General features: G+C 47.2%; 27 protein-coding genes. 5 read left to right on the top strand and 22 right to left on the bottom strand.

The annotated features are described in order from the left end of the window. Positions 1-50: 50 nt before the first annotated feature. From ABMB67_RS00755 to ABMB67_RS00735, 5 genes are all read right to left on the bottom strand, one after another. The gene (locus ABMB67_RS00755) at positions 51-986 is read right to left on the bottom strand and encodes a chemotaxis protein (RefSeq protein ID WP_251225074.1); all 936 of its coding nucleotides are present in this window, start codon (positions 984-986) and stop codon (positions 51-53) included. Positions 987-1,406: 420 nt separating this feature from the next. After that, positions 1,407-2,324, bottom strand: coding sequence for a class I SAM-dependent methyltransferase (locus ABMB67_RS00750; protein WP_251225075.1), 918 nt, complete (start codon positions 2,322-2,324; stop codon positions 1,407-1,409). A gap of 268 nt (positions 2,325-2,592) precedes the next feature. Beyond that, complete coding sequence (locus ABMB67_RS00745) at positions 2,593-3,360, bottom strand: SurA N-terminal domain-containing protein (protein WP_251225076.1); 768 nt, start codon at positions 3,358-3,360, stop codon at positions 2,593-2,595. Between the two features lie 423 nt (positions 3,361-3,783). After that, positions 3,784-4,062, bottom strand: coding sequence for a hypothetical protein (locus tag ABMB67_RS00740; protein WP_354570804.1), 279 nt, complete (start codon positions 4,060-4,062; stop codon positions 3,784-3,786). Between the two features lie 28 nt (positions 4,063-4,090). Continuing rightward, positions 4,091-5,011, bottom strand: coding sequence for a dipeptidase (locus ABMB67_RS00735; protein WP_354570803.1), 921 nt, complete (start codon positions 5,009-5,011; stop codon positions 4,091-4,093). Between the two features lie 139 nt (positions 5,012-5,150). Between ABMB67_RS00735 and ABMB67_RS00730 the strand changes: the two genes are divergently transcribed. Together ABMB67_RS00730 and ABMB67_RS00725 are read left to right on the top strand one after the other, a co-directional pair. Continuing rightward, on the top strand, positions 5,151-5,582 hold the full coding sequence (locus ABMB67_RS00730; RefSeq protein WP_251225078.1) for an Hsp20/alpha crystallin family protein: 432 nt from the start codon (positions 5,151-5,153) through the stop codon (positions 5,580-5,582). Between the two features lie 12 nt (positions 5,583-5,594). Next, on the top strand, positions 5,595-5,897 hold the full coding sequence (locus ABMB67_RS00725) for a YppG family protein (RefSeq protein WP_251225079.1): 303 nt from the start codon (positions 5,595-5,597) through the stop codon (positions 5,895-5,897). Between the two features lie 125 nt (positions 5,898-6,022). On the opposite strand, the gene ABMB67_RS00720 is transcribed toward ABMB67_RS00725, so the two are convergent. Further along, on the bottom strand, positions 6,023-7,240 hold the full coding sequence (locus ABMB67_RS00720; RefSeq protein ID WP_354570802.1) for an EAL domain-containing protein: 1,218 nt from the start codon (positions 7,238-7,240) through the stop codon (positions 6,023-6,025). Positions 7,241-7,418: 178 nt separating this feature from the next. Here ABMB67_RS00720 and ABMB67_RS00715 point away from each other — a divergent pair, with 178 nt between their 5' ends. Next, positions 7,419-8,984: an HD domain-containing phosphohydrolase gene (locus tag ABMB67_RS00715; RefSeq protein WP_354570801.1), complete on the top strand. Its 1,566-nt coding sequence runs from the start codon at positions 7,419-7,421 to the stop codon at positions 8,982-8,984. 52 nt (positions 8,985-9,036) lie between these two features. On the opposite strand, the gene metA is transcribed toward ABMB67_RS00715, so the two are convergent. Continuing rightward, on the bottom strand, positions 9,037-9,945 hold the full coding sequence (metA, locus tag ABMB67_RS00710; RefSeq protein ID WP_251222218.1) for a homoserine O-acetyltransferase MetA: 909 nt from the start codon (positions 9,943-9,945) through the stop codon (positions 9,037-9,039). Positions 9,946-10,122: 177 nt separating this feature from the next. Between metA and ABMB67_RS00705 the strand changes: the two genes are divergently transcribed. Further along, positions 10,123-10,800 (top strand): reverse transcriptase-like protein, encoded by a 678-nt coding sequence (locus ABMB67_RS00705; RefSeq protein ID WP_251222217.1) that lies wholly within the window; start codon positions 10,123-10,125, stop codon positions 10,798-10,800. A gap of 147 nt (positions 10,801-10,947) precedes the next feature. Here the strand turns inward: ABMB67_RS00705 and ABMB67_RS00700 are convergent, their stop codons facing one another. The 9 genes from ABMB67_RS00700 to ABMB67_RS00660 all read right to left on the bottom strand — a co-directional run bounded on the left by ABMB67_RS00700 (position 10,948) and on the right by ABMB67_RS00660 (position 19,916). Beyond that, positions 10,948-11,805: a PHP domain-containing protein gene (locus ABMB67_RS00700; protein ID WP_354570800.1), complete on the bottom strand. Its 858-nt coding sequence runs from the start codon at positions 11,803-11,805 to the stop codon at positions 10,948-10,950. A gap of 4 nt (positions 11,806-11,809) precedes the next feature. Next, the gene (locus ABMB67_RS00695) at positions 11,810-12,283 is read right to left on the bottom strand and encodes a DUF4352 domain-containing protein (protein WP_251222215.1); all 474 of its coding nucleotides are present in this window, start codon (positions 12,281-12,283) and stop codon (positions 11,810-11,812) included. 68 nt (positions 12,284-12,351) lie between these two features. After that, on the bottom strand, positions 12,352-13,179 hold the full coding sequence (gene nadE / locus ABMB67_RS00690; RefSeq protein ID WP_251222214.1) for an NAD(+) synthase: 828 nt from the start codon (positions 13,177-13,179) through the stop codon (positions 12,352-12,354). Positions 13,180-13,215: 36 nt separating this feature from the next. After that, on the bottom strand, positions 13,216-13,536 hold the full coding sequence (locus ABMB67_RS00685; RefSeq protein WP_251222213.1) for a hypothetical protein: 321 nt from the start codon (positions 13,534-13,536) through the stop codon (positions 13,216-13,218). A 222-nt stretch (positions 13,537-13,758) separates the two neighbouring features. Beyond that, on the bottom strand, positions 13,759-13,995 hold the full coding sequence (tlp, locus tag ABMB67_RS00680; protein ID WP_251222212.1) for a small acid-soluble spore protein Tlp: 237 nt from the start codon (positions 13,993-13,995) through the stop codon (positions 13,759-13,761). Between the two features lie 61 nt (positions 13,996-14,056). Then, on the bottom strand, positions 14,057-14,476 hold the full coding sequence (locus tag ABMB67_RS00675) for an acyl-CoA thioesterase (protein ID WP_251222243.1): 420 nt from the start codon (positions 14,474-14,476) through the stop codon (positions 14,057-14,059). Beyond that, a complete protein-coding gene (locus tag ABMB67_RS00670; protein ID WP_354570799.1) occupies positions 14,476-16,791 on the bottom strand; it encodes an AAA family ATPase in 2,316 nt (771 codons plus the stop codon). Before ABMB67_RS00670 ends, ABMB67_RS00675 begins: the two co-directional genes overlap by 1 nt. Before the next feature lie 51 nt (positions 16,792-16,842). After that, on the bottom strand, positions 16,843-18,453 hold the full coding sequence (locus ABMB67_RS00665; protein WP_354570798.1) for a copper resistance D family protein: 1,611 nt from the start codon (positions 18,451-18,453) through the stop codon (positions 16,843-16,845). Positions 18,454-18,632: 179 nt separating this feature from the next. Beyond that, positions 18,633-19,916: a glycoside hydrolase family 18 protein gene (locus ABMB67_RS00660; RefSeq protein ID WP_251222209.1), complete on the bottom strand. Its 1,284-nt coding sequence runs from the start codon at positions 19,914-19,916 to the stop codon at positions 18,633-18,635. Positions 19,917-20,111: 195 nt separating this feature from the next. On the opposite strand from ABMB67_RS00660, the gene ABMB67_RS00655 reads away from it, so the two are divergent. Further along, positions 20,112-20,729, top strand: a complete 618-nt coding sequence (locus ABMB67_RS00655; protein ID WP_354570797.1) for a TVP38/TMEM64 family protein — start codon at positions 20,112-20,114, stop codon at positions 20,727-20,729. Between the two features lie 5 nt (positions 20,730-20,734). On the opposite strand, the gene ABMB67_RS00650 is transcribed toward ABMB67_RS00655, so the two are convergent. The 6 genes from ABMB67_RS00650 to acnA all read right to left on the bottom strand — a co-directional run bounded on the left by ABMB67_RS00650 (position 20,735) and on the right by acnA (position 25,630). Further along, a complete protein-coding gene (locus ABMB67_RS00650; RefSeq protein WP_251222208.1) occupies positions 20,735-21,193 on the bottom strand; it encodes a VanZ family protein in 459 nt (152 codons plus the stop codon). A gap of 193 nt (positions 21,194-21,386) precedes the next feature. Next, positions 21,387-21,527 carry an acid-soluble spore protein N gene (locus ABMB67_RS00645; RefSeq protein WP_251222207.1) on the bottom strand — a complete coding sequence of 47 codons (141 nt, stop codon included), beginning with the start codon at positions 21,525-21,527 and terminating at the stop codon, positions 21,387-21,389. Between the two features lie 59 nt (positions 21,528-21,586). Further along, complete coding sequence (locus ABMB67_RS00640; RefSeq protein ID WP_251222206.1) at positions 21,587-21,730, bottom strand: FbpB family small basic protein; 144 nt, start codon at positions 21,728-21,730, stop codon at positions 21,587-21,589. A gap of 60 nt (positions 21,731-21,790) precedes the next feature. Continuing rightward, positions 21,791-22,498, bottom strand: coding sequence for a DUF421 domain-containing protein (locus ABMB67_RS00635; RefSeq protein WP_354570796.1), 708 nt, complete (start codon positions 22,496-22,498; stop codon positions 21,791-21,793). Positions 22,499-22,578: 80 nt separating this feature from the next. Continuing rightward, the gene (locus ABMB67_RS00630) at positions 22,579-22,719 is read right to left on the bottom strand and encodes a hypothetical protein (protein ID WP_354570795.1); all 141 of its coding nucleotides are present in this window, start codon (positions 22,717-22,719) and stop codon (positions 22,579-22,581) included. Between the two features lie 193 nt (positions 22,720-22,912). Continuing rightward, positions 22,913-25,630 (bottom strand): aconitate hydratase AcnA, encoded by a 2,718-nt coding sequence (gene acnA, locus ABMB67_RS00625; protein WP_251222203.1) that lies wholly within the window; start codon positions 25,628-25,630, stop codon positions 22,913-22,915. Positions 25,631-25,822 lie beyond the last annotated feature (192 nt).

Below are 25,822 nucleotides of genomic sequence, written 5' to 3'. Positions count from 1 at the left end.
TGGAAATTGCTCCTTTTAACCCGGTTCCTTTTTCGTTGAACCACTGCCAATCAGGCTGTAGGCTGTGCGTGACTTTCAGCGAGAAGTTCATCGATTTTCTCCACAAGCTGAACAATTTCCGGCTTGCTGATCTGCGCATCCGCGCCCACTTTCTCTCCTTTATGAAACAAGTCGTCTGTAATCAAAGAAGAAAAAATGACAATGGGAACGTGCTGGAGCTGCGGATTGGCTTTGCAACGCAATGTTAGGTGATGTCCGTCCATCTGTGGCATTTCAATATCCGTAATAAGGAGATCAATTGCGCCGGCAACAGCGTCCTTTCCCGCGAGCGCCTGCTCTTCAAGGAACTCCCAGGCCATTTTTCCGTTTTCAAAAAACATCAAATTCGTGTAACCCGCCTCGGACAACGTATCAGAAAGCAGCTTTCTCAGCACAGCAGAATCCTCGGCAATGCAAATCAGTTTCGCTGACCGTTCCCGTACCCCCATCGCTTTTACACGATCAACACTCAATCCTGTATCAGGGTTAATATCGACGACAATTTTTTCGAAATCAAGCAAAAGGGACATCTCATCCTCCAGTTTCACGATGCCGATCGTATGGCTTAAGTGTCCCTGGGCGAGCTCGCTCGGCTTATCGATCTGTTCCCAGGAAATCCGGTGGATTCTTGATACGCTATGAACGTGAAACGCGACTTTCATCTTATTTAGCTCGGAAATGATAAATTTATCCTGATCCGGTTCCTCCGATGCGGGTAAGTTAAGCACTTTTGCCAAATCAACGACCGGAATAACCTCCTGCCGCAAACGGATGACGCCTTCCACATGCTCATGTCCATTTGGAGTGTCGGTAATCGGCAAAGGATTAATAATTTCTCTCACCTTTAATACATTAATTCCAAATGTGCCTTGAGCGACTTTAAACATTACGATTTCCAGTTCATTCGTACCGCTTTCCAGCAAAATCCCGTTATTGTTCAACTGCATTCGGCTACTCCTCCATCACTCATGTCCGCCTCGGCGATTGCGCCTTTATTCCTAAGACGAAACGAATAGTATTGATACCTCTAGTGTATAAGAGCTAGTAACATCGGGCAAGTTTAATTTTTCGAAAATAGAGGAAAAAAGTGGCGGGAATCGACCTATTACAAAATCGCTTTATAAGCGCGACGTGATGGAGCTGTTTTTTTAACTGCCCTGATGTGTTCTTCCATAACAGCTCTTGTAACATAAAATAATTTAAATAAAAAAATAAAAGAGGCTCTGGTTCTGCACGAACTACTTGAAATAAAAAAACTTGAAACAAAAGGTAAACATATCAGCTTTTACCTTTTATCTAAGCTCAAAGCCGTTGCCATACTCTGCTTCATAAATTTTACTTCTGTCCCGTTTTTTCTTGATTTTAGATCATTGTTTTTTTACCGCATGAATGTAATGAATTGTTTCAAACGCAGTTAAATAATCATTTCGATTGTTAAAAAAACGCTCTTTAATTTTTGTAGGAGATAAATGCTCATAAATTAGCAACCCTGCTTTCTCTAACATTTTCTCCATTTCTGAAAATGAGAAACAAGCTTTCATCGGCTCTCCTCCAGCTGCAGCCATTTTCACCATGTTTTCAACTCTGTTGGAAAGCCCTTTTTCCTTAAAAAGTCTTTCATCGGCATAGTCAAAAACAATAGAGCTACCAGGTGGAACTTTATCAAATAAATACTCTAGTAAGTTGGAAAGTTCATCTTTCGTTAAATAATATGAGACTCCCAGTAAACTAAAAAATGTTTTTTTATACGTAAAGCTCTTTTCAAATAGTTTTTCATACGAAAACATTTTTGTGAGATCCATTGGAATAAAATGAAGATTACTCGGTATTTTCAACCTAACTTCATCCAACCTTTGGATTTTAAACGACTGTGTTGTTGGATAATCAATTTCAAAAATTTCAACAGTGTTTTCCAATTCATGATACCGTAAAGAGAACGTATCTAATCCTGCCCCAAGTATGACATATTGCTTAACCCCTAAACTAAATTCATTTAGGAGAACATTTTCACAATACGCTGCACGCGCCAAAGGCGTTGGTGATAACTGTACTTGCGTTATCCATTTTATTATTTCATCTGGATTATCCTTAAACTTTTCCGCAATTTCTCTGTTAAAGAACGGAATGCCTTTAACCATATTCTCTTTTATGTTTTGATACTCTTTTGGTGAAATTAATTTTATGGCCATAAAATCATTGAAAATTTTTGGCGAGTCATATTTACTATGGTAGGCTCGTCCAAAAGCTGCCACTAAAGAAGTTAAACTGGACTCATTCTCTTTCATACCAACTTCCTCCCCACAAAAAATAAGATTCCCCTCGGCCAAGAGAATCTCATTATATAAGATAAATTAAAATTTGTAAATTATAGCACAAATATATTTTTTTGTCAATCATTTTAACTTCTATTGAAAAAGCTGCTGAAAAAGTGAAACTCGTACATTTTCAGCAGCTTTTTCATAACGGGCTTTAAAAGAGAGTGGAGGTTCCGCTCATGCTCATTGCTTAGGGGCTGGGCAAAAGGGAAAACCCCTCTCATCCCAGCCCTTTGTATTAAATATGAATCGTAATGTCGCTTTCTTCCCGTAAATCTTCAATGATTTGCGAAAGCTGTTCCTGCTGCTTTTCGCTTTGCAGCTGAGCCTGAAGCTCTTCGCGGTAATCTTCGAACGCTGGTAGCTCGCTGCTGCCTTCACCGGCCATTTCCACCATTTCATCGTAAGCAGCCTGAAGCTCTTCATCCGATACTTCCTCGGCCGTTGTGTGGGCTTCAACATACTTATCACGCTTCACAAAATCGGAAATGTCCGCCCGCAGTTCTTCCATCGTGACACCTTGCTCATCAAGAGTCTCTTGAAGCTGCTCCTCAGATTCAAATTGTGACGTAATCAAATCAAGCTCGGCATCAATTTCTTCATCCGTTGCTTCGATTCCTTCATTATCAGCTGCCTGAATAATCATGCGTTCATTAATAATTTGCTGCAGCAGCTGTTCTTCCAGCATTTCAAGATAGCCGGCCGCTTCTTCGCTTTCAAGCTCAATTCCTTGTGCTAATAGCAGGTTGGCCTGCTGCTCCAAGGAAGCGACATAAATATCCTTATTGATATCCTCGCCATTTACTGTTGCAATGACGTCGGGTATGTTCTCCGTATCAAGGACTGACTGAGGATCCTGTGCAACTTCCTCACTGTCTGGAGCCTGTTGATCGGTCTCGGTTGCTTCTCCTTCCGGGGTATCAGCTTGCTGATCTGACTCTCCCCCGCATGCTGCAAGACTGAGAGCCAGTAGGCCAGTCCCAAAAATCATAAACATCTTTTTCATATTTTTCTCAATCCCCTTCCTTATCAAAAACCTTTAGTTATTGTAACACAAATGACATCTCCTTACACCGCGAACAATGGCTTCCTCCAACGTCTGCAGACTTGATCACCATTATTATGAAAATATATGAAAGAAAGAAGACGCGAAAAACCTTGTTATTCCACTGCGGGTAGAAAGGGGTGTATAACACTTTCAAAAACTGTGTAAATTTTCAACCGCCAGCTGATTCCACTGACCGAAAAGAAGAAAAAACCCGGGATAAAGGTTGACTTGCACCTTTTCCCCGGGCTTAAGGCAGTGAAAGAACTCTGAGGCTGCAACCTGCTGATCAGAATCTATAGGAAGCAGCCGCCTTCGGTACAGAGATTGCGCAAGAGCGATCGTTTCATCTCACTGCTCTCATTCAGTTGCGCGGGTTATCTGTTAGCATTGATCTTGTCCGACAATGACAAGACCGCCACCACCGTCTGTTTCCTGGTAGTCAAGAGTAACTGTCCGGACACTCTCCACCACTCCTGCTTCTATCGCCACTTCAATCCCGTTAATCGTTTCCCTTACATCGGTTTCTGCCGGCTCATCCAGAGCCAGTCCAAGCTTCGGGCCTCCTCAGCCCATGCCTGCGAAAACGACCCGGATTGTAGAGATTCCGTGCTCTTCCATCGTGCTTTTCACAAAGTCGCGCGCTTTATCTGTAATATTCAACGCTGTTCCACCTCACTTTATGCTCGTTTTATTTTGGAACCGTTCTTCTGAAGTTATCCCCGAGAAACCCTTTGACAACTGTCGCAGAATAGTGCTTTTCCAATTCATTGACCAGTTTACCATAGTGCCCGCTATGCTTCAATTGATCGACATAGACATCAATCCCGTCAAAATCCGAGCCGAAGCCGATATGACGGCTTGCCCCGAGCTCACACATATGCTCAACATGACGCAGGACATCGTCAATCGTCGCCTGCTCCTTCTCTGTCAGAAAGAGCGGGTGGAAGACAAGTCCGATAAAGCCGTTACGCTTAACAAGAGCGCTAATTTGTTCGTCCAGCAGGTTTCGGCGATGTGCGCACAGCTTATAGGCATTGGAATGACTGGCAATTGGATAATCAGCCAACTCGATCACATCCCAAAATCCCTGGATGCTTAAATGCGAGACATCCGTCAATATTCGTCTCTTATTATGAAGCTCGACCACCTCTTTGCCGAGCAGGGAGAGTCCGGCCCCGCGTGGCTCGCCGACGCCGTCCGCACAGAGATTGGCCTGATTCCAGGTTAAGCCGACAGACAGTACGCCAAGCTGCAGCAGAATCGACAGCTTCGTCAAATCATCGCCGATCGGATCGAGTCCTTCCAGCGTCAATACCGCCCCTATTTCGCCCTCCTGCAGGTCATCCAGCTCACTCCATGTTGTCAAATGGCGCATGAACGGATAAGGGGAAATGATCTTCTCATGAAAAAGCGAAATTTGCTCAAGCACAACCTGAAATTTTTGCTCCTGCTTGATCCATGGCTCGACAAAGATCGCAAATAGCTGAACCTTGACATTCCCCTCTTTCAGCCGGCTGGCGTTCGTATCGATTTCAGCAGCATCGAAAAAGGAGCGGTTCGGCTGCTCCCACAGCTTTAATAACGCATCACAATGTGTATCAATAATCACGGGCTACTCTCCTTTCATTAAGAAAAACTCACAGCTTCTCCTGCTGAATTAGGCCGCTGAATCCGCTGTTGGCATGCACATTTACCGCCTCTGCACATATGGATATAGTGACAACTAGCATAGAGGAGGAGGGACGGACATGTCTGAGCAGCGTGAGTCCAAAAAAAGCCATGGCTATCATGATATTTTAAGATCGATTGATGATTTCTTTACTAACACATATCAGCAATTACACGATCATCCGTTGTTCCTTGCTCCTATTCCGGTTCGCATCAGCGAGGATCAGGAGCATTGGATCGCTGAGGCTGAATTGCCCGGGATTGACAAACGGCAAATTCAGCTTGACATCTACAGACAATCAATCCGGATTCAAATTAATAATGAAGAGCATACCGAGTACGCTGATGACACCAAAGGAATAAGGAAGCGCCAGTCACAAACACAAATTCGCCAACGCACGATTCCAGTTCCGTTCTATATTGATGAAAAAAGCGTCAAGGCAAGCTATAAAAACGGCCTGCTGCGCATCAAAATTCCAACAAAGCGCAAGCCGATCTCAATTGATTCGTAAGGAGGAAAAAGCATGTTCCCACGGCAGCGTAACCGGCAAATGCCACCCTATCAGCACGGCAGCCATCCATATCCGTTTCCGCCGCATCAACGGCCCGGTCGCCCTTATCAACAATATATGCAGCAAATGGACCCGTCATCTCAAGCGTTTGGCTATAAGCCTAAGAAGACATCATTTTTAAAATCAGCCTTCATCGGCGAAAATGGCAGCTTTGATGTCGGCCGGACCGTCCAAACCGTTGATCAAGTGGTGAAAACTGTAAGCCAGGTCAGCCCGATCGTCAAACAGATAGGCAGCTTCTTTTTGAAAAAATAAAGCTGCCCTCTTTCTTGCCGAGTGAGCCTTGTAAGAAAAATCATTGCAGTAAGCTTGCAAGGCTTTCGATCTCTTTCCTTTTCCAGCACGCTGATCCGTTTTAGTGCATAGCCGAAAGACTTGCTTTACAGCAAGCCTTCCTGTTCAAATAAATAGTCGTATGGGATATCAAGAAATAAATAAAGATCCTCTGAAATCGGATAGGAATAAGTCCGGATCCGTTCATCCCGGTCAATATCCGTGTACAAATCCGAAAGAAAGCCCCTCTTTTCGATATTCATCCGCACAATATTTTCTAAAAAATACGGCCGCCAGCTCCAGTTTTTAAAGCGTCCTTCCTCACGAAGCACCCAGCTTTCCTCTGCATTTTTTTCGGCATTCGACGATTGCTGGAAGCCCTCCGCATTGCAAAGATACACGCGAAACGCGTACCCGTCACATTCTTTTGCCACTTTCATAATCATTTCGTCATATGTATCTTCGGGATTTATCATTTTCATGACCTGCTTCAGCTGCTGGTTTAATTCATTCGTTAACGTCAGTTGAGCTTCCATCTTTTTGCGCTCATAAACGATAAAATGCTGAAATTCCTTTTGCATTTTATCCTTGCAGCAATCCGCCTCGACAAAGTCAGCCTTTTCTCCTTGCAAATATGAGCCTTGGTAATAGCGACCGCCATTTCTCCAGGCATAGTTGAGCTGATTAAAATTTGTAATCCCGTCAAACAGCAGCGTCGCGCCGATTTTACGGGAGAGCATCGATAAGGAATGATGAACTTCACGATACAGGTGAGGAAGCGCATCCTCATCCAAAAAAGCGACGTTCACCTTCACGATATTCGGCTTTAGCACCGCAATCCGGTCGAGGTAGCTGCCTGTTTTCCCCACTTCGTCAATCGCTATTCTGATGCCCGTGCTTTGAATATAGGCGAAAAAATGCTTGTATTCACTGATCCGTTCGACAATTTCATTTTCCTTTAGCTTCAGAACGATCTGGTGGGGATTCAGGTCATACTCGTTAAAGGATTCGAGACAACGGATAAATGTCTCAGCATTATCCTTGTACAGCAGCTCAATGTCATAGGCAAAAAACAAAGTCGACGTTTGATCTGTTTTCACAAAAGCGTCCAGCGCGCTTCGCTGTAAGTATTCGTTCAGTTCCAATCTATATTCATCGGGAATGCTTTTATCCTCCAGAAGCCCGTCAAAGCCTTTTATCCCCTCGTCGGTTTCCAGCCTTGCCAATACGTCATAGCCAACGACCAGCTGCTTATCTGCACTGATAATCGGCTGGAAATATGGCCGGATCATCTGTTTGTTCATCATGACATCTAATGGATCCATTCATCCACCTCCCTAACAACCCTTCCAAAAACACTCACTTCTTATTATAGCATAGCTTTGAAAAAACGGTGAACGACGTGACAAAATTAGAACGTTTCAGAAAAAGGATTGTTCGATCCCGCCCGGCGCTTTACAATAGAAACTATCAATGACTTTCAAGAAAGAGGCCGAGCCACACATGGGTACGTACCAGACATTTGTGACGCAATTATTTAAATATTATTTTATCAGCTCCCTCATCTCGGTCATCGGAGTGGGTGGCGTTCTTTTCGCGACAACTCTTCAGGTTGAACAAGGAGATATTCCGGTGCTGCTGCGGATTGTGGTCCTTTCCTTTTTGATCATGATTGTCGTCGAATGGCTCGTTTACCGCCGCGACTGCAAGCCGATTCAACAGACTTTCAGCAGTCCCGCCCCCTCAAAAGAACAGCTTCGAACCGCATTTGATCAAGCACACCGCTTCCCGATGCTGACCGGGCTTAGAGTAATGGGGCCCCATTTGTTCGGGTTAAGTCTTCCCGCTCTTCTCCTAACCTGGCAGGCGATTCGTAACGGTCAGCTTTCCTTTTCTTATGATTATTTGTTTTATGCTCTCCTCTGTGCCGGGCTTATTTCAGCAATGCACGCCATGATTGAATATTTTAAAGCGTCGCAGGCCGTGGAACCCGTCCTGCTCAAATTGCAGCAGCTTTCACGTGAGCTCTACCAGGAAAAATTATCCTTTCATGGAAAGGTACTCGTGTCGATTCGGACGAAATTTCAACTGAGTGCTCTTTTGATCGGTGCATTTCCACTGCTTCTTTTCAGCGTCGCCACTCAGTTCAGGCTTTCACAGAGCCCATCATTGCAAATGGAGCAATTTATTAGCTGGTCCCTCATTGTGCTCGCTATCGGCATCTGTTTGTCAATGTATGGCGCATGGTTGCTCTATACAACCATCATGACGCCTTTGACCCGACTGACGAAAACGATGAACGAGGTGGAGCAGGGCAAGTTTGACGTGCGGCTTGAGGAATTTTATTCGGATGAATTCGCGATGGTTACCGACGGCTTTAATCATATGGTCGAAGGGCTGGAACAGCGGGAAGTAATGAATCGGAAAATGAACGAAAGCTTTTTCACGACATTGGCTGCCGCCCTTGATGCCCGTGATGCCTATACGGCTGGTCATTCCGAGCGCGTCGCCCGGTACGCCGTCGAAATCGGCCGCAAAGCGGGCTTTTCAGCCGAAAAAATAGCGCTAATAAAGAAAACCGGCCTGCTCCATGATATTGGGAAAATCGCCATTCCCGATGCCGTCCTGTTAAAGGAAGGCCATCTGACCGATGAGGAGTTCACGATCATTCAAGAGCATCCCGTGCGCGGAGAAGAGATCCTGAAGCAAATTCAGCCGCCCGAGCTGATGGCTGCCTATCTCCCCGGGGTCCGCTCCCATCATGAACGAATGGACGGCCGCGGCTATCCCGATCAGCTCCGCGGCAAAGAGATTCCGGTAATGGGAAGAATCCTCGCTGTCGCCGACGCGTATGATGCGATGACTTCCGACCGCCCGTACCGGAAAGGGATGGACGTGGAGAAAGCGATTGCGATTTTGGAAGCGGGAAAAGGAACACAGTGGGATGAGCGTTACGTCGATTATTTTATTGATTGGTTACGGGAACAGAAGCAGCTCCACCCGGAAGAAAACCGTAAGAAAGCCGCTCAACCGGCAAACGAGGAAGCGTCTGCGCTCTCGCTAAAATGATCGCGGGGTGTCAAAAGGACATACAATCTTTTGGCACCCCTGTTTTTGTTTCTTATTCCAAATGATACGGTGTTTCCTGATACACATAATAATTGAGCCAGTTTGAAAAAAGCAGATTGGAATGAGCTCTCCATCTCAATTTAGGCAGTTTTTCAGCATTGTTTTCAGGAAAGTAATTTTCCGGCACGTCGATTTCCATCCCTTTCGTCACATCGCGCTCGTATTCCTCCTGCAATGTACAGGCATCATACTCGGAATGTCCTGTCACAAAAATTTGCTTGCCATTTTTTGAGGCCACTATGTAGACACCGGCCTCTTCTGACATGCTGAGCAACTCGAGATCATTCACCTTCTCGATATCCTCGCGTCTCACTTCTGTATAACGGGAATGCGGCGCAAGAAACTCATCATCAAACCCGCGCAGCAGCTTGACATTCGGCTTTTCAATTGTATGCGTGTACACCCCGAACTTCTTCTCTGCTAACGGGTACTTCTTAATGCCATAATGGTGATAAAGTCCGGCCTGTGCTCCCCAGCAAATATGCATCGTTGAGGTGACGTTGTTGACGCTCCAATCCATAATCGAGGTCAATTCATCCCAGTAATCCACATCTTCAAACGCCAGCTTCTCGATCGGCGCTCCGGTGATGATCATGCCGTCAAAGCGCTCCGTCTTAATCTCATCAATCGTTTTGTAGAAGGAGGCCAAATGCTCATGTGACGTGTTTTTTGAAACATGGGTATCTGGGTGAAGCAGGGAAACTTCCACCTGCAATGGCGAGTTACCGAGCAAGCGCAGCAATTGGGTTTCCGTTGTCTCCTTGACAGGCATCAAATTTAAGATCACAATCTTTAGTGGACGAATGTCCTGAGTGTAAGCGCGGCTCTCGTCCATGACGAAAATATTTTCTGCATTTAATATCTCTTTAGCAGGTAAATGATCGGGAATTTTAATCGGCATTGCAGTACAAACTCCTTTACTAATCAATCTGTTTTTTGTATGTTCTCTTTTCACTCCATCCATACTACGAAAAAAACGTAACATTTCGATAATTTAACTTATCATGAATAGGATGATTTCGCAATTATTATGAAGAAAATCGGCTGCGTCGTTTTTCTTTTAAAAAGGGTGATGACAATGAAAGTCCGTATAGAATGCCATTATCAGCCAGCGAAAGGAAAGAAAACGTTCGAGCTACAATCGGAGTGGCTGCGTCTTGAAGACGCCCTTCTTCTCGTGGAAGACCTTGAAAAAACAGGTCGCCTCAAGCTGGCTGTTTTTTACGATCAGCAGGAGTCAAGCTGGACGAAAAAAGAAATCCTCCGTTTTCTTAAACAACTGGAAACCGAACCGCAGCATGTTATCGCCTACATCGACGGCGGCTATGACCGTTCAACGAAAAAAGCCGGGATTGGCGTTGCGATTTATTATGAGCAGCATCATTCCCAATGGAGGCGCCGCTTCAACGACTGCCTTGAACTGCTGCAGGATAACAATGAAGCCGAATATGCAGCGCTGTACCGCTGTATCCAGGAGCTGGAGAGCATGAATGTTACCCAGCAGGAGGTAACGATTCACCTCGATTCGATGATTGTCGCCAATCAGGCATCCGGAGAATGGCCGTGCTATGAAGAGAACTATTCAGCCTGGCTCGACCGGATTGAACAGCTGGCTAAAAAGCTTGGCCTTATTTTACATTACCAGCAGATTGACCGCAATCAAAATAAAGAAGCGGACAGCCTCGCGAGTCAGGCGCTGACCGGCATTCAGATTGAAAGCACAATTGAACGCAGCAGCCGGCCGCCAAAGGCATAACTTCAAGCCCTAAACCAGTGAAGTCGCCACACTTGCCGGCGTCGTTCCGCCCATTGCTTAGGGGCTGGGAAAAAGGTAAAAAACAGCCTTTTGTCCCAGCCCCTGCAATATTTTTCAGCGCGATCTCGGCTTTGCCACGCCCCCGTTTTATCGCTGAAGAGCGACCACTTTTTCGGCAAGTCCGGTATCGAGCCGGGTAACCCCGAGCGGCTCAAGTACACGGCCATATTCTTCGTGATGAAAGTCCGAGCCCCCGGTCACGTAGAGCGTCTTCTTTTGCTCCCGTTCAATCTCGTTCACAAGCGCAAGGTAGCGGGTGACCGCCTCTTCGTCATGATCGCGGTGGTATACTTCGATTCCATCAAGCCCCCACTCCGACACCCACATCTTAATGTCCTCGTCTTTATCATAGTAAAGCGGATGGGCGACAACAGCGATCCCGTCCGTCTGATGGATTCGGTCGATCGCCTCTTTCACCGACAATTCCTTTGATTTCTCGACATAGGCCGGCTTTCCTTCGGCTAAATAACGGTCAAATGCTTCGGCCACCGTGCCTACATAGCCGGCATCAATTAACGCCTTAGCGAGATGAGGCCGTCCGACGCTTCCGCCATCGACATAGCGCAACACCTGCTCCGGTGTAAGAGAAAGGCCGAGAGCAGCAAGCTTCGACAGCATCGTGTGCAGCCGTTCTTGCCGCAGTTCCTTTTGCTCAGCGAGCATCAGCTGCAGCGCCTCATCCTTCCAATCGAAGGCATAGCCGAGAATATGAATGCTTTTTCCTTGATATGTAGTTGAAAATTCAATACCGGGGATGACGGTGATGCCAAGCTCCTGTCCTGCTTGACGCGCTTCATCGATCCCGCCGACGGTATCATGATCCGTCAAAGCGACGATGTCAAGCCCCGCCCGGCTGCATTTTTTCATTAGTTCAGACGGAGAGTACCCTCCGTCTGAGGCCGTTGAATGCAAATGCAAATCAGCGTTTTTCGCAGTTTTTCTCATTATGTTATTCCTCACTCAGGGAAATATCCCAAACAAGCTGGCCGGTTCGCAAATGGTCGGTATACACAAGCTCATACCGGCTTCCTTCTGGCACAAGAAACGCGATCTCACCGCGGTTCGTGCGACCAGGATGAAGCTGTCCGCCGAGAATGCCTTTTGTTTCGATCGAAGAGACATGATTATACGCATACCCCTCCTCGTCGACCAGTGTCATTTTATACATCGAAAATTCATAAACGGTGTCACGAACGTTTTCCAACGTCAGATCAGCAATCACATAATGCGAGCCAGCCTCTTCTGACGGCTCCGTTCTGACGGAATTCAATGTGATTTCCAGACCGTTCACCTCGCGGCCCTGCCCATCATCGGCCACGGCAGAGGTTGTCCGTCCCTCTGACTGGTTCAGGCCGCTGTAGCCAATCAATACAATCAATCCTAAACATAAGCTTAAAAACAGTAATACTTTCCCCTTCATCATTTCTGTCTCTCCTTCACCTTGTCTTCCTTGTACGTTATGATTTATGGAGAGAGGTTATACCAGAACTTTTACCTCCACCATGTATCGAAAATGGTAACAGGAAGCTGGCGTTTATGTTCCGTCTGTATATAACGGGCTTCAATTTTTTCTTTTACTTCCGCTTGAACGCTTCTGCCTTCCAAATAATCGTCAAGCTGCTCATAGGTCATCCCGAGCGCCACTTCATCCGGCAACCCCGGCTTGTCGTCTTCCAGATCGGCCGTCGGAGCTTTTGTATATAAGTGCCCAGGAGCCCCAAGCTCTTTCAGCAAAGCTTTCCCTTGCCGCTTCGATAAACCGAATAACGGCACAATATCGCAGGCGCCATCGCCATGCTTTGTAAAAAAGCCGGTGATTGCTTCAGCGGAGTGATCAGTGCCGATGACAAGACAGCCGTAATGAGCGGCGACATCATATTGAGCTTTCATCCGTTCACGCGCCTTCGTGTTCCCTTTTGCGAAATGCGATAGCGTTTCACCCGTCGCCGCCTCAAACGCGCGAACCGACGCATCGACCGCTTCTTTAATATTAATCGTCAGCGTCTTTGTCGGTGCGATAAATTCCACCGCCGCCTTCGCATCCTCTTCATCAAACTGCTCGCCATACGGCAGACGAATCGCGTAGAAACTAACCGATTTGGTCGTCGCTTCCTGATTTAATTCATCCACTGCCAGCTGCGCCAATTTACCAGCCAGCGTTGAGTCCTGTCCTCCTGAGATTCCGAGCACAAAGCCGTTTGCCCCGCTCTGGACAAGATATTCCTTTAAAAAGTTAATGCGGTTGCGGATTTCGATCTTTGGATCGATTTCCCTTTGGGATTGCAAATCAGCAATAATCGATTTCTGTGTGACTACCATCATTCATCCTCCTATCTTTTCTTGTCTCCTATTATATCAAGTTTCATGCTGAATGGTAGGTATCCCCAACTTCACTAACTGTTCTTCTTTTCCCTCTTTATTCAGGATAAAACGTTGTTTCTCGCCGAGCAAGTCAAAATGAGGAAAAGGCTCTCGCTGATGAAGCCACTCTTCCTTTAAACCATATTGCCTTCCCCACTTTACAAGCTTCTTCCGGTCAGCACAAGCGACTTTTGTAACAGTTGTGCAACCCGGAAAACGCTCGTCCAGCCAGTAATGGGTGAGAAAAGCAATCTCGCCCGCTTCGGCCTGCCTCTTCCAGGCAAGTAATTCAGCCCTCTTGATTCCAAATGCCATCTTGACCCCTCCATCTAAATATGCTTGTCATTATAGCATAGGAAATGACGATTTACTGTTCTTTTGTTTGCCGCCTTGCGGAAAGCTGTTAGGAGCTGATTGATTATCAGCTCGCCGCATATCAAAAGCTGGAGATAAGCCGAAAAAAGTGTGCCAAAAGGAAGAATTCCCTCTGGCACACCCCCGAAGCAGCCGGTGGCATTTATCTTACCGGCGCCGCTTCTATTTTTGTTTGTTATAGCCTTGCTCACGAGCGTCGATTTCATCGGCGATTTCCTCGTCGAACGCCTTCATGCTTTCTTTCCGTCTTTTATTTTTGGCTTTTACCGCTTTCTTCTGTTCGCGTGACATGTCCGTATGGGCGACTGCCTCTTTCGCAGCTTCCATATTATGCTTCGTGTTTTCCTTCATTTTCTTCAGCTTTTCTGCATTATCAGCACGATTATCCGGCTTTGCCATCATAATCCCCCCAAAAAATAATTAGGTGTTGCGTTTATTAGTATGGAGAGCTGCCGGGTATTTATACATGCACGATTCGTTTATACGCCTCATCCCACTCAGGCAAATGCTTGCGGATTGAGACAGGACGGAACGTATCTTTTTTGACGCAGACGTGGGTACTGCTTCCGACGACGCAGATCATCCCGGCTTCATTGACAACTTCATAATGATAGGTCACCCGCAGTCCGTCATAGCCTGCGACCCACGTCTTTACCGTGACGATATCGCCGTATGTCGTCGGGTTTTTGTATGAGACTTGGATATCCGTCACTGGGGAGAGGATCCCTTCCTTTTCCATTTCGGCATAATGAAAACCGAGCTCTTTCACCAGCTCCGTCCGGCCTAACTCAAACCAGACAAGATAATTGGAATGATGAACCACTCCCATTTGATCCGTTTCAGCATAGCGTACGACGACTGGTGTTTCTGTCACATGCATCACTTATGTCCCCCTTCTGTAACGAGCAAACGCAGATCTTCTTCTGTAATTGTCATTAACTGCTCAGCGTCATGCGCCTGCTGCTCCTGCAGGCGCAGAGCCTGAAGCTGCACAAGCCGTTCAAACACATCTACCGCATAACGGGCGTTAGCCGGATGCTTCTTAAGCATCACCTCTGTTTCCAAAATGCTCTTCGCCCGGCCGCTAAAGCGGTAGTCAGCCTGCTCAGCGCGTTCAAGCACGATCTCGACAAGCTCTTCCTTCGTGTAATCATCAAAAGAGAGCTGTTTTTTAAAGCGCGAGCGCAAGCCGGGATTGCTCGCAAGCAGTCTTTCCATCTCCTGCTCGTAGCCGGCGAGAATGACGACGAGATTTTCCTGATGAACCGTCATTTCCTGAACGAGCGTATGGATTGCCTCCATGCCAAAGTCGCCTTTTCCCGCTGAAAGCAAGGCGTATGCCTCATCAATAAACAACACCCCGCCTAACGCGTCGCGGATGAGCTCCTTCGTTTTTTGTGCAGTCTGCCCGACATAGCCGGCGACAAGATCGGCGCGGCCGGCAACGACCAGATGCCCTCTCTTTAACAGGCCGATTTCGTGCAATGCTTTTGCAAACAGCTCGGCAACGGTCGTCTTTCCTGTCCCCGGATTGCCGGTAAAGACGGCGTGAAGTTGCAGTGGAAGCGCCTGCAACCCCTGCTCCCGCCGTTTTTGCTGAACATCTGCAAATGACGTGAGCTGCTTGATTTCCCGCTTAACCGCTTGTAAGCCGACTAGCGCTTCAAGCGACTGTATCGCAGCCTGCTCTGTTTCTTCGTTTGCCTGAAAATGCTCGGCATCAAGAAACACGAAGTCATCGGCTTTTGCTTCCGTCAGCGTCAGCTCGGCTCCCTTTTCAAAAATCGCTTCCAGGACAAGATTTTTTACCGTACGGGCATTGCCGAACGACTCATCGACAGCCGCCCGTTCAATTCTACGCTGAAGCTCTCTTTTCGCTCCCTGCGTTAGCATATAATCGTTTTCCAGCGCCATCTTCGCCCCGATCTGCAGCAGCTCGTCAATCGTATAATCCGGTAAATGAATATGGTTCTGCTCGGGAAAGCGGCTGCGTAAACCGGGATTGGAGCGGAGAAACGTGCGCATTTCCGCGGGATAACCAGCTAAAATAACGGCAAATTGTCCAGCGTATTTTCCGCTCGTCATCGCCGAAACAAGCGTATCAATCACCGCTTGTCCATAATCATTTCCCGAAGCATCCGCCCGGCGCAGGCTGTATGCTTCATCGATAAACAGAACGCCTCCAAGCGCCCGTTCAATCGCCTTTTGGGTTTGCTCTTCTGTCTGACCGACATACGCGCCGACGAGAGCGGCACGGTCAACCTCGTACACTTCATCTCGTGTCAAAAGGCCAAGCTCATAATAAATTTTCGCGATCACACGGGCTAGATGAGTTTTCCCCGTTCCGGGATTCCCGGTTAAAATCATATGCATCGCCATGCCGTCTTTTATTTGAAAGCCCTGCTCCTGTCTTTCTTTTTGATAATGGAGAAAACGATGAAGCTTGGCGATCCGTTCTTTTACCTCGTTCAGACCGATGAGCGATTGCAATTCGACAAGAGCCTCAGGCTCTTGCTCCTCCGCCGACTGCGGCAGCAGCTCATCCAGACGCGAAAACAGCAGCTTTATGTCTGCTTCCGCCTGTTTTATTTGCTTAAACTGAGCTGCCGAATAATAAATGCCCTGGACTGAGTCGGCGTACTCCCCCGTCGCCTCGAGAATGCGGGAAAAAGGCTGCTTCAGCTCTGTCATCAGCTGATACAAACGCTCGAGTCTTTCCCCCTCTTTCTGCTGGAGAAGCAACTCCCGACCCCGTTCCCACTCTGCCGTCAATTCCTTCTCAAAAGAGAAAAACCGTTGGGCGATCCGGCGATAATCGTTCGCTGCTTTCTTCTTGGCCGAGCTATGATCGGTCTCGCGAATAACAGGAAATTCAGGTAGCCGCAGTTGATTTCCGATTTTTTTCAGCATGATTTGGCAGGTGATTCTCTGGACGAACCCGCTTTCCGGAGACAGTGTCGCCGCTCTTTCTTGCCACCGTTCAATCACCGGGTCAAGCTGTCCCGTTCGCTCAAGCCGGGCTGACGCCAGCAGGGCATACAATTGGGCCCGGTAAACCGGCGCCAGCTCTTCCTCCCTGCCTTCAAGCGCTTCGAGAATTTCCCATGCTGTTGCTTCCTGCAAAGGCTGTTCTTCTTCGCTTCTATTTTCAAGCCACTGCTTTATATCCGCCAGTGACCATTTACGCTGCAACATCTTTATCACGTCCTCTTGACTCGTCTGCCCCATTTTACCATGTTCACAAAGTTAATGGCAGTAGATCCCTCTTTCCATCACATTGCGGGCATAGGTTTCCATCACCGTGCCGTCGTCCGCGAGAAAGTCAATCGGATGTTCCTCCTGCCAGGTCTCATTGCTTGAGGTCACATGGAGAAACACTTGATTTTCAAGCGGAGCGATAAAGGAGCCTCCCTCATAGTGAATTTGCACTCTGGCGACGTTCTCCGGCTGTTGAATCATGCCGAAGGTGACATATGTCGCCGCGTACTCCTCATCATGCCAATTGCCGCTCTCGACGCGGAAGGTGCGGATTTTTTGCTCTTCCTCCACGACAGCTGTCCCTCCGACTGTCAGCATCGCCGCAGGAAGCCGTTTAAAGCCGCCTTCTGCTTGCTGTAGCTTTTCAGCAACGAGCTGCTCGCCATTGACCGTGTAGACGACATGCCATTCATCCTCTACTTGCTGCGCCACTGCGACTTCAATCACATCATCGTTTTCATACGTTTGCGAAATCGCGCTTTCAATCGTCGGATAAACCGTCTGATCCATGAGCAGCTCCTCCTGCACAGTCAAGCTCGACATGACGCCATGATATCCGACGAGAATACTAAGCAGGAACAGCGAAAACGCAAGCTGAAATTTGTTCCGGCGCAAAAGAAGAAAAGCAGTCGCAGCAATGGCTGTCGCTCCAGCTAAAATCAGGATCGCCGTAACAGAAGGGGCAAAGCCGATCATGCCGGTTTGAAGCTGCTGTTCAGAAAGATAGAGGAACATCACCGAGACAATTGATTCTGTCTGCAACGTCTGGGCAACTTCATGAGGAGGTGTCTGCTCCGTCATAAACGCCGAAATCGCCAATATGAAATAAGCGAGCAAAGATTCAAGGCGAAAGCTTCCTATCACGCCGCTTCCGTCAAGCTGTGCCGGCTTCCGCCTGCCAAGCCAAAAATGGTGAAGACCGAACAGAAGCAGCGGCGCATAAATCAAATGCTTAAGCAGGAGAAGCTGTCCATAGGTGATTTGCCAGGCTTGAACGTATTGCGGAACAATGTCATTCATCAGCAAAAAACCGGACAAGGTAACAATCACGACTGCGAAAACGGCAAGCGGGGAAAACCAGCGAAAGAACTCTCCCGGCAGTCCATCTTTTGCCGCCCAGGCTAGTATAGTGAGCGGCCCAATCCAGACTGCCACTCCGGCGAGATGAAGACTGTTGCCGATCAATCCTGTTATACCGGCTACGGCAGCCCCATGGCCGGCCCAGCTTACTGTAATGATTAAAACGAACAGCAGCAAAAGGGCAAAAGCCGACGTTTTTCTTGAGCGTGACAATGGTATCATGCTCAGCAGCATCCAGGCGAACACGCTCGCAAACAGGAAAGCCTGTCCAGCAGCGTATTGCAACAGCACCGTAAATACCGCTTCAAAAAATTCCACCTGAAACTGACTGTACAGCATATAGACAAGGCGGATCACCGTCAGCAAAAGCGACAGCGGGATCGCAACGACAGCTGCTTTCAATAACCAAAGCGGCAGCGTGACTGTACCCTGTTCCTTAAGCATAAAAAAAGACAAGGTGAAATAGCCTATTAATAAAATGAAGCTGGCATAGAGTAAGAGATTACCGATAATTTCCATATTAAATGTGAGCCTCCAAGCTTTCGGCGGGGTGATGTCATTCGTACATTTCCTACAAAATCACTTTGCTTTAATTTTAACAGAAGATTGGCGAAGAGAACATAGAAGAGAGGGCGAGTCTTCCCATCATAACAACAAAGCAGGAAAGGAACGCCGCTTTCCTGCTTCGTTTCGGTTAGCTACACCCGTTTATTCACGTCAAAGTTATCTTGAATTAACAGCCAGTTTTGCGGAAATTCGATTCTTAAAACCCAATAGCTGACCCCGCGCAGCCCTAGCTCCTTGACCAGATCAAACTTCGCCTGAATGCTGCGCGCATCTTCAAACCAGACTTCATGCTCCGTGCCGTCTTCTTCCTGGTAGAGGAAAAACGGCGACTGCGCTTGTTCATCATATTGAATTGTCGCGCCATACTGTGCGGCCAGTTCAATCGCCTGCTGCGGGCTGATCGCTCTTGCAAACTCTCCTCCCGGCTCAAATGGCAGTGTCCAGTCGTAGCCGTAAAGCGGAATGCCCATCATGATTTTTTCGACTGGCATAACAGATGCTGCATATTCCACCACTCTTCTTACCTGATCAAGCGGGGCAACGGCCATTGGCGGGCCACCGCTCCAGCCCCATTCGTATGTCATCAGTACGGTATAATCGACTATTTCACCATGGGCCGGATAATCATGCGCTTCGTACCATGCTCCGGCCTGTTCGCCGCTGACTTTTGGCGCCAATGCAGTCGACACTGTATACCCATGTTCTCGCGCACGCTGTACCGTGAGTCGCAAAAATTGATTATACGGCTCGCGATCTTCTGGACGTAAATGCTCAAAGTCGATATTTAAGCCGAGGTAGCCTTTTTCCGCCATAATCGCAAAGGCTTGATCGAGCACTTGATTTTGCAGGTTGATATCATTCAAAATGGCTTCTCCCAAATCAGCATCGAATTGATTTTCGACCATATTGGTAATGACAAGCACAGGGACAATGTGAAATGGGTAAGCGGCTTGAATCGACGGGGTGTCTTCGACTGGGATGAGCCCTCCTTCGGGCGTCACATGGTAGCTGAAAATCGATAAGTATGTCAATTCGTTGCCGACTTCCTGAATGACTTGAGGCTCGGTCTCCAATGGCGGGCGGGGCTCAATATAGCCGTTGACATCAATCGCAATCCGGCTGCGGGGTGGTAGAGCAAGCCTTTGATCAATCGCCAGCGGCTGACTTGGGTTTAACTGATTTAACGAAACGATCTCATCAATCGACACTTGAAAGCGGCGGCTAATTTCATATAAGCTGTCGCCGGGCTGAACGTAATAGAGGCGCCCGCTTATCGGAATAATCAACGTTTGACCAATGACGAGGTTGTTCGGGTTTGGCAGAGCATTTGCCTGAATAATCGCTTCAGTTGTTGAATCATAGGCATTGGCAATCCCGGTCAGCGTTTGCCCTGGCCTCACGACATGAATTTGCACAGCACGTTCCCCTCTCCCCAATACATTTGCTTCATTGTACGCGCGAAAGGATTGTCCTATCACAAAAATTCACGAACATGTCAGGAACCGGATGGAGACAAACCGGGAGCGGTGTGAGAAACTGTTGATAACGAGGCTGCTAACCAGAAATTCAGCGTGAAAGGAATGAACATTATTAAGAAGAGTTTTATTGTTTTGAGCTATGTAATCGTCGCTGTTCTGCTTTCTTTATATGGTGAACAACTGCTTCACTGGCTGCAAACGGGCGGAACCCGCTCGCTCATTTTAACATCCGTGGCGGCGACATTGTTTGCCCTTTTTCCGGTGATTCCTTATCCGGTCATTGGCGGGATTCTCGGTGCGGCCTATGGTCCCTGGCTCGGGAGCGGTCTGACGTGGCTCGGGTCATCACTGGCGTCGATCGTGATGTTTGCTGCCGTACGCTACGGCTTTCAAGATTGGGGCAGCTCCTTGCTTTACCGTTATAAGCACGCCGCAAAGCTCACTCATTTATTTGAACGAAACGCCTTTATGACCATCTTTCTCTCACGGTTGATTCCGATTATTCCTTCAATCGTTGTTAATATTTATTCTGCTTTAAGCCGGGTCCCGTTCTGGCCCTATGCTTGCGCTTCGTCTCTCGGGAAAATCCCGTCGATGTTTTTGTTCGCCATTGTCGGAAATTCCCTCGTGACCAGTCCGGGAAATCTTGTTTTTATTTGCTTCGTGTATGCGGGGTTCTTACTCATCGTTTATTTGCTTTACCGCTTTTTCAATCGGCAGGCGCCGTCTTTTGGCCGCAAACCCCTGTAGCAGCTTTAGGCATGAAAGAGAACAATACGGCGTTTCAGCCAGAGCGTCACATAAAAGAAGCCGTAACCGATCCACACTCCTAAGGAATTCAGAATTACATCATCAACATTTGCGACACGGTGCGTAAACAGAAATTGACTCGTTTCTATCATGAGGGAAAAGCCCATGCCGATCAGGACGACGACAAGCGCGTGGCGAAGATGTCTCCAAACTGCCGGCAATAAAAAGCCAAATGGAACAAAGAGAAGAATATTACCGACTAAAATTCGCAGAGGATCAAGAATCGTCGGGCTAAAAACGCCGATGCGGTAAATGCTCCGGAAAGGAATGAGATTGTAATTTCGTCCGCCTGGCCCGGCCGGTCCAAGGGAAGCCCCGTAATTCCAGGCCAACAGCGTAATATAAAGGACAACGACAATATATAGGAAAAGCAATGTTCGTAAAATCAGCGTTTGCTGCTTCATCATCTTAGCCTCCTGCTGCTACTTCATCCTCTTCTATTATTTCGTCGATCAAGAGGTTTGACAAGTCATTTTGCTCGACAAAGGCGAAGAGGAATGTCCAAAAAGGTCGAGGCTGGCACAAACTGTGAAATTCCCCCATTGAAAAAGCATCTCAACGCCGCACGTGCGGTCATTGAGATGCTCCTTTTTCTCCCTATCCTTTTGGCGGGATATAATCCGGCTGTTCATTGCTTTTCGTATTCATTTGTTTCCCTTTATTAGAACGGCTTTCTACCGGCTGTGTCCCAAGGTGATCGGGCCGAAATTGAGCTGAAGTTGATTTGGCACTTTTCATATTAATCCCCTCCCTTTTTACTATCTTTCCTCGCGAGAAGACAATTATACAGACAGCTGCTACAGTTCTATCCGCTCAGCCGGAATGGCCCGCTTCAATTCCCATTTTTCCTCTAAGCGGTCCAGTGCATCCTGATCATTCATCAACTGTTCTTTGTTTTCTTGCACTAATTCCTCAAATGTTACTTTTCTGACTCTTCTCAACATAAACACTCCTTTTTCTTTTACATCTATTGTGGAAAAAAAGGAGTGTTTTTATACCTGTTATTTCTTTTTTGGGCTAATAAAGACATTTCCGGCTTCATCCAACGTCAATAAAAAGATATCTTCAGCATTTGAATAGCCGTACTGCTGAATGGTTCCCCTCAGCCAGTCGAGCGTTCCAACCTTTCGCACATTTGCTTCAATAATATGACCATCTTCGATCAGCACGCTCGAATATCCTTTCGACCGCGGACTCTGCTGCAAGTCATTCGGGGTCGCCGCGTCATATTTTGATTTTTTGATGACACTGATCGTCCCGTTCATTTCCAAAATCGCATAATCGATCTCGGATAAGTCACTCGCGCTGCGCAATCGTAAGTCCATTAAAAACGATTCAAGCGTAATTTTCGCTTTGCGCAACTCATCGTGCAAAATTTCTCCATGCTTCATTAAAATAATCGGTTCGTCTTCAATAATCCGGCGAAAGCGCGGGGTATGGAGAGCCACAATCGATAATGTTAAATGCAAACCGGCAGTCAATGCCGCTGCGGCAACCGGACCGCTTAAAGGAAGCTCTCCGTCCGTTAACGGCTCTCCGAGAATATCGCCGATGACGACGCCAAAAATAAAATCGAGTGCATCAATCGAACCCATCGACCGCTGTCCGAGAATTTTTACTATTAGAAAAATATATACATAGACGATGCCGGCCCGAATCATAAAGCCATACATCGGTAATGTCTCAGAACCCATCCAAAAGTCGAACATCTGCTTACCTCCGGGGACCTGGTTTCCAACGGATGAGACGTCTGTGGCGTTTTTTCCGTCAAAACCTCCTAATGAACGATTTACTTTTGATCCCGACTCATTTTCTCTGCTTCCACTTCTGAGTAAGAAGCAAATTCAGTGTCTGCTTCGTTGCGCTTCCCCTGCTTTTTCGCATTGTTATTGCGCTGTGCATTGGCATTTCCTTTTTTCTGTCTACCCATATGCTTTTGGCCTCCTTCTTACAGGAATTTTTTGTTCAATCACGTTTTAGGTTATCCTAGTGTGGTTTTCTTCACTCAGCCATCTTTATCCATTACGGTACGTGAAATTATTATCTAATCAGGCAATGGCTTCCCTCATTACTTAAGGGCTGGGAAAAAGGTTATTTCCACCTTTTTCCCAGCCCCATTTCAATTAGACGTTTGCAATTTTATTGCGGAGTACCATTTGTAGAATACCACCGTGACGGTAGTAATCCATTTCAACTTCACTGTCGAAGCGGACAACGACGTCAAATTCTGTTTTTGTGCCATCTGCTGCTGTCGCGACGACTTTCACAATGTCGCGCGGCTTGACATCATTTGTAATTTGAACATCGAATGTTTCCTCGCCTGTTAAACCAAGCGTTTCAGCACTGTCCCCCTCCTTGAATTGAAGCGGAAGAACACCCATCAATACAAGGTTACTGCGGTGGATCCGCTCATAACTTTCAGCGATAACGGTTTTAATCCCGAGTAGGTTTGTTCCTTTCGCTGCCCAGTCACGTGAGCTTCCCATACCGTAATCTTTACCGGCAAGAATCGCCAGACCTGTATTGTCTTCTTTATATTTCATCGCTGCATCATAGATAGACATTACTTCTCCAGTTGGCCAGTATGTTGTATAACCGCCCTCTGTACCAGGAGCTACCTGGTTACGAATCCGGATGTTCGCAAATGTTCCTCGCATCATCACTTCATGATTACCACGGCGAGATCCGTAGGAGTTAAAGTCTTTCGGCTCGACTCCTTTAGAGATGAGATACTTCCCTGCTGGAGTATCCTTACCGATCGCCCCGGCCGGTGAAATATGGTCTGTCGTAACAGAATCGCCAAACTTCCCGATTACACGCAGTCCGCCAAGCGGCTTAATGTCTTCCGGATCTGGAGAGAGCCCTTCAAAGAATGGCGGATTCGCGATGTACGTTGAATCCTCATCCCACTTATACAGCGCATCATCAGTTGTTTCAATCTGATTCCAGCGCGGATTGCTGCTGAAGACTTCCTCGTACTCACGACGGAACAATTCCGGCGTAACCGTCTTATTAACGACTTCTTTCACTTCGTCAGCAGTAGGCCAAATATCAGCGAAATAAACATCGTTGCCATCCTTATCCTTGCCGAGCGAATCGTTTCTCAAGTCGATATCGACAGTTCCCGCAAGTGCGTATGCGACAACAAGCGGTGGAGAAGCAAGATAGTTCGCCTTGACAAGCGGATGAATCCGTCCTTCAAAGTTACGGTTCCCTGATAACACAGACGTTACCGTTAAATCGCTTTCGGCAATTGCTTTTTCAATTTCTTCCTCTAAAGGTCCCGAGTTACCGATACATGTCGTACAGCCGTAACCGACAATGTTAAAGCCGAGCTTCTCCATATACGGAAGCAAGCCGGAATCTGTTAAATAACCTGTTACCACCTTTGAACCAGGAGCAAGGGACGTTTTGACAAATTCAGGTACTTTCAGTCCAAGCTCTACCGCTTTTTTCGCAACTAGCCCCGCACCAACTAAAACATACGGGTTAGACGTATTCGTACAGCTCGTGATCGCGGCGATCGCAATCGAACCGGTCTTCATAGTTGTGTGACGGCCATCCTTAAAGTTAACCGTAACTGTCTTGTTGAACTCATCTTCTGTAAGTCCGAGTCCCTGCGTTCCCTGAGGAGCGACAACCGCACTGCGGAACGATTTTTGCATATCAGTAAGCGGAACAAGATCCTGCGGACGCTTAGGACCTGAAAGGTTTGCTTCGATTTTGCTAAGATCCACTTCCACGACATCTGTGTACGTTGGATCCGCTGTTTCACCGGCAACATAGAACAGTCCGTTTGCCCGGCAGTATGCTTCAACAAGCTTGATCTGCTCTTCTGAACGACCCGTTAAGCGCATGTAATTAAGAGCTTCTACATCCACCGGGAAGAAACCACAAGTTGCACCGTATTCAGGGGCCATATTCGAGATTGTCGCGCGGTCGGCCAATGGCATTTCAGCAAGGCCCGGACCGAAGAATTCAACGAACTTGCCGACAACCTTCTTCTCTCTTAACACTTGCGTTACTTTTAAGGCGATATCCGTCGCAGTCGTACCGCTTGGAAGCTCACCAATAAGCTTAACCCCGATCACTTCTGGCACAGGGAAGTAAGAAGGCTGGCCAAGCATACCCGCTTCGGCTTCAATACCACCGACACCCCAGCCAAGAACGCCGATTCCGTTGATCATCGTCGTATGGGAGTCCGTACCTACTAACGTATCAGGGAATGCGACTGTTTCGCCATCCTGTTCAACAGCATGAACGACATTGGCAATGTATTCGAGGTTTACCTGGTGAACGATACCTGTTGCCGGCGGCACTGCGCGATAGTTGTCAAACGCTTTCTTCGCCCAGCTTAAAAATTGGTAACGCTCCTCGTTCCGTTGAAACTCCAAATTCATATTGTACACAAGGGAGTCATTTGTCCCTGCTTTATCAACCTGTACGGAGTGATCGATAACAAGATCAACAGGGATTTCAGGGTTAATTTGATCAGGATTCCCGCCCATATCGGCCATCGCCTTACGCAATGAAGCCAAGTCAACAACAGCCGGCACCCCGGTGAAGTCCTGCAAAATAACACGAGATGGTTTGAAAGGAACGTCAATATCCTTCAATTCACTCGTGCCCCATTTGGCTAAATTTTCCACATGTTCTTTTTTGATAACATAGCCGTCATATTGACGCAATACTGATTCCAATAACACTTTTACTGAGTATGGTAGATTCGAAACGTTTCCTAAACCCGCATCCTCCAGGGCTTTTAACGAGTAATAGTTGATTGTTTTTCCATCCAAAGAAAAGGATGATCGCGCGTTGAATACATCATTACTTTTTGACATATGTATACCCCTCCTTCACATGACTATCATAACGTAAACTGCCGGGATTGTCTAAAATCATGTCTCTAGTCCCCCCGCCTACCATAGTCTAGAGGTAATTTTTCGCTTCCCAAACAGTCCTTCTTTAGCATAGCAAAACTTGTCTAAAGAATAAATGAGTTTTTCTAAATTTCGTATGTTTTCGTCTTCCTC

Source organism: Halalkalibacter oceani, assembly GCF_040544555.1.
Classification (GTDB): Bacteria; Bacillota; Bacilli; order Bacillales; family Bacillaceae_D; genus Halalkalibacter; species Halalkalibacter oceani.
Note: the sequence above shows the minus strand (reverse complement) of the source record. Positions and strands in the feature narration are given on the sequence as shown.